This window comes from Mycobacterium parascrofulaceum ATCC BAA-614 (genome assembly GCF_000164135.1).
In the GTDB taxonomy this organism is placed as follows: Bacteria; Actinomycetota; Actinomycetes; order Mycobacteriales; family Mycobacteriaceae; genus Mycobacterium; species Mycobacterium parascrofulaceum.
Window position 1 is genome coordinate 292,280 of the sequence record NZ_GG770560.1, and the last position, 3,934, is coordinate 296,213.

Annotated in this window: 4 protein-coding genes; 3 read left to right on the top strand and 1 reads right to left on the bottom strand. The window is 71.9% G+C overall.

Annotated elements, in window-relative coordinates:
- Window positions 1-783: SDR family NAD(P)-dependent oxidoreductase (locus HMPREF0591_RS27650; RefSeq protein WP_007172084.1), on the bottom strand; the 783-nt coding region annotated here is incomplete at its 3' end.
- Window positions 784-1,115: 332 nt separating this feature from the next.
- Here HMPREF0591_RS27650 and HMPREF0591_RS27655 point away from each other — a divergent pair.
- The 3 genes from HMPREF0591_RS27655 to HMPREF0591_RS27665 form a co-directional block, all read left to right on the top strand.
- Window positions 1,116-1,589, top strand: coding sequence for a hypothetical protein (locus tag HMPREF0591_RS27655; RefSeq protein WP_040624248.1), 474 nt, complete (start codon window positions 1,116-1,118; stop codon window positions 1,587-1,589).
- A 165-nt stretch (window positions 1,590-1,754) separates the two neighbouring features.
- The gene (locus tag HMPREF0591_RS27660) at window positions 1,755-3,314 is read left to right on the top strand and encodes a long-chain-fatty-acid--CoA ligase (RefSeq protein WP_007172086.1); all 1,560 of its coding nucleotides are present in this window, start codon (window positions 1,755-1,757) and stop codon (window positions 3,312-3,314) included.
- Window positions 3,315-3,322: 8 nt separating this feature from the next.
- Window positions 3,323-3,934, top strand: a 612-nt coding sequence (locus HMPREF0591_RS27665; RefSeq protein WP_040624249.1) for an MBL fold metallo-hydrolase, incomplete at its 3' end; no start/stop codon positions are given.

Consider the following 3,934-nt stretch of genomic DNA (forward strand, 5'->3'; position numbering starts at 1 on the left):
GGGAAAGCCGAAGAGTTTGACCACACCGTGGTCGCGGCCGGCGGTGTACCCCCCGTCGACGGCGATCGCCTGCCCGCTGACGAACGAGGCGTCTGGCGACAGCAGGAACGCCGCCATGGCCGCCACCTCCTCCGGCTGACCCAGCCGCTGCAGGGCGTGCTCGGTGGTGATGGATTGCAGCGGGCCCTCCATGCCCGGGAGGCCGAAGACGCTTTGCGCCATGGGGGTTTCGATGAACCCCGGACAGATGGCGTTGGCCCGGATGCCGCTGGGCCCGTAGTCGAGCGCGATGTTCTTGGTGAGCAGCACGACGCCGCCCTTGGCCGCGTTGTACGAGCTGCCGCCCGCCGTGCCTTCCAGGCCCTCGACGCTGGCGACGGTGACCAGCGAACCGCGTTCGCCGTCGACGCGGGGTTGCTCGATCATCCGGGCCAGCGCCGCCTTGGCGACCAGGAAGGTGCCGGTCAGGTTGATCCCGATCACCCGATCCCATTCGGTCCGGTCGAGCAGGTGGACCGGGCCTCCCCCGGCGACGCCCGCGGCGTGCAGGACGCCGTCGAGGCGGTCGGGCACGGCGGCCAGCACGTCGGCGATCGCGGCCTCGTCGGTGACGTCGGCGGTCACAAACCGGAACCCGGGCCCCAGGTCGGGCGCGGCGGCCAGGTCGGCTCCGATCACCGTGGCCCCCTCGGCCAGGAGGCGCCGCGCGGTCGCCAGGCCGATTCCGGAAGCGGCGCCGGTCACGACGAAGGTGCGTGCGCGGACGCGTTCGGGGTTCACCACGTCGGGCCTCTTTTCGGATCGTGTTATGCCGCAGACATGTTGACACACCGGCGGCGGACGCGTGGGCGAACACCGTAGCCGGGCGATCGTTTGATAACGGGCAGCGATCAGCGAATAGCGATCCCGTCTTGGACAGCGCCCGCGTTTGGGCGGATCGTGGAAACCAGCGGCGAATCCCCCCGTTCGCCCAGGCCCGGAACAGGAGCTCACGCATGTTCTCGTCGATCCTCAATCCCATACGTCCGCGGCGGGCCGGCGCCGTCGCAGCGGTCCTGGCCACCGCCGTGGCGGCGGCCCTTCTGCCGATCGGCGCGGCGGGCGCGCCGGCGCCGGTGCGGCTCGCCTCGGCCGAGGCGATCCCGATCGCCGACGGCGTCTCGATCGTGCCCGCCCCCGGCTGGACGCTCGGCCACCGCGGCCCGAACTGGGTGGCGCTGAGCAACGCCGACCTGAGCGCGCAGATGCGGGTCACGGTCAAACCCGCGGGCGGGACCGATGTCGTCGCCGCCCTGCAGGCGGACAAAGCGCAGTTGGCCGGCAGCGCCTCGGCCGTCCTGACCAACGTGCGGGACGTCAGCGAGCCGCACACCAGCACGTTGTCGGGTCCGAAATTCCAGCAGCGGGCCTCCATCGACTACACCGCCGACGTGCTGGCGCCCCAGGGCCCGATTCCCGTCATCGGCACCTTCACCGAGCTGTTGAACACATCCAGCCGGCAGTCGGTGTTCGTCGACTACCGCCAGGACAACAACGCGACCGCGCAGGCCGCCAGCGACGGCGGAGCGATGATCGAGTCGATGCTCTGATCGGGTGGCCACGGCTGTTGGGTGGGACCCCGGGCCCTGCGCGTGCGACCAGGGTTTTGCGGGTGCGTCCACGGCGGAAAAGCGGTCCGGCGCCCGCCCTGAGCGCACGGTCAAAGCCCTCAGTGCACACTCAACAGGAACGAACTCACTTACCCGGAGGAATTCATGCCACCAGCCGACGCCGCGGCGGACACGACGGAGACGCTCGCCGGATTCGTCGACCGGCACGCCCAGCAGCGGCCCGACGCCGTCGCGATCCGCTACGGGGAACGGCAGTGGTCCTGGGCGGACTGGGCGGCGCGGATCCGCCGCACCGCCGGTGCGCTGCGCGACGCCGGTGTGCGGCGCGGTGAGTGCGTGGCGTTCCTGGACAAGAACCACCCCGCGTGCCTCGAGGTGCTGTTCGCGGCGGCGTCGATCGGGGCGGTGACGACGATCGTCAACTGGCGGGTCATCGGCGACGAGCTGGTGCACGTGCTCGCCGACAGCGGGGCGCGGCTGGTCTTCGCCGGCGCCGAGCTGCGGGCCGCGGCCGAGGCGGCCGCCGAACGGGCGCCCGGTGTGGAACGCATCGTCGTCGTGGGCGACGAGTACGAGTCGCTGCTGGAGGCGGCGGCGCCCGTGGAGGGCGACGCGGACGTCGACGAGGGCGAGACCGCGCTGGTGATCTACAGCTCGGGCACCACGGGGCGGCCCAAGGGCGTGTTGCTGAGCCAGCGCGCGCTGGTCAATCACGCGGCGAATCTGGCCCCGGCGTTCCCGTTCGGCGAGGGGGACGCGAACCTGGTGGCCATGCCCCTGTTCCACGTCGGCGGAATCGGCTACGCGCTCTTCGGGATTCGGGCCGGGGTGCCCACCGTCATGACCCGCGAACCCGACGCGGCCGCCCTGATGGGCGCGGTGCGGGCCGGCGCTACGCACGCGTTCTTCGTCCCGCCGGTGATCGCGCGGTTCCTCGACGCCGGCGAAGCGGCGCACGCCACCATCGCGGGCCTGCGCTACATCGTGTACGGGGCCGCCCCCATGCCGCTGCCGCTGCTGCATCGGGCGCTGTCCACCTGGCCCGACACCCGGTTCGTGCAGGTGTACGGGCAGACAGAACTGTGCGGGGCGGTCACCGCGCTGAGCGACGCGGATCACCGCGATTCCGCCCGCCCGCACCTGCAGCTGGCGGCGGGAAAGGCGGTGCTGGGCACCGAGATTCGCGTCGTCGATCCCGAGACGGGCGCCCCGGTGCCCGCCGGGCAGCCCGGCGAGATCTGGGTGCGCAGCAACCAGAACATGAGCGGTTACCTGAACCGGCCGGAGGCGACCGCCGAGACGATCACCGACGACGAGTGGGTGCGCACCGGGGACGTCGGGCGCCTGGACGACGACGGCTACGTCTACATCGAAGACCGGCTGAGGGACATGATCATCACCGGCGGCGAGAACGTGTACGGGCCCGAGGTGGAAAGCGTGCTCCTCAAGCACCCGGCGGTCGCCGATGCCGCGGTGATCGGTGTGCCCGACGACTTCTGGGGCGAATCGGTCAAGGCGATCGTGGTGGCCGGGGGCGACGTCGACGCGCAGGGCGTCATCGACTTCTGCCGTGAGCATCTGGCCGGCTTCAAATGTCCGCGGACCGTGGACTTCGTGGACTCGCTGCCCCGTAACGCGAGCGGGAAGATCCTGAAAACCCAGTTGCGCGAGCCCTATTGGCGTGACCGGGCGCGGGGAATATGAGCGTATCGGTGGATGCGCGGCGGCGCCCCTGCGCGATCGGTGTGCTGGGTGGCCCGACCACGGTGGTCGACATCGCGGGCCTGCGGATCGTGATGGACCCGACGTTCGACCCGCCCGGGGTGCACGCGTATCTGACCAAGCTCGCCGGGCCCGCGGTGAGCGCCGAGGCGCTCCGCGCGGTGGACGCGGTGCTGATCAGCCACGACCAGCATCCCGACAACCTGGACGACGAGGGCCGCCGGATGGCGCTGGCCGCGCCGCTGGTGCTCACCCACCCCGGCGCCGCCGCCCGGTTGGGGCCGCCCGCGGTGGGGGTGGCGCCCTGGCAGAGCTACCAGCTGTCCGGATCGCTTGCGGCCCAAGCGGTTCCGGCGGTGCACGGCCCGGCGGACGGGCAGCGCGACGCGAGCGGTCACGTCAACTGCGAGGTAACCGGGTTCGTGCTGTCCGGGTCCGGCGTGCCGACCGTGTACCTCAGCGGCGACAACGCTTCGATGGCGGCGGTCAAGGACGTGGCCGACCGGGTGGGTGTCATCGACGTCGCGGTGCTGTTCGCGGGCGCGGCCAGCGTGCCGGCCAAGGAGCGCGGGCGGCCGCTGACGCTGACCGCGGCGCGCGCG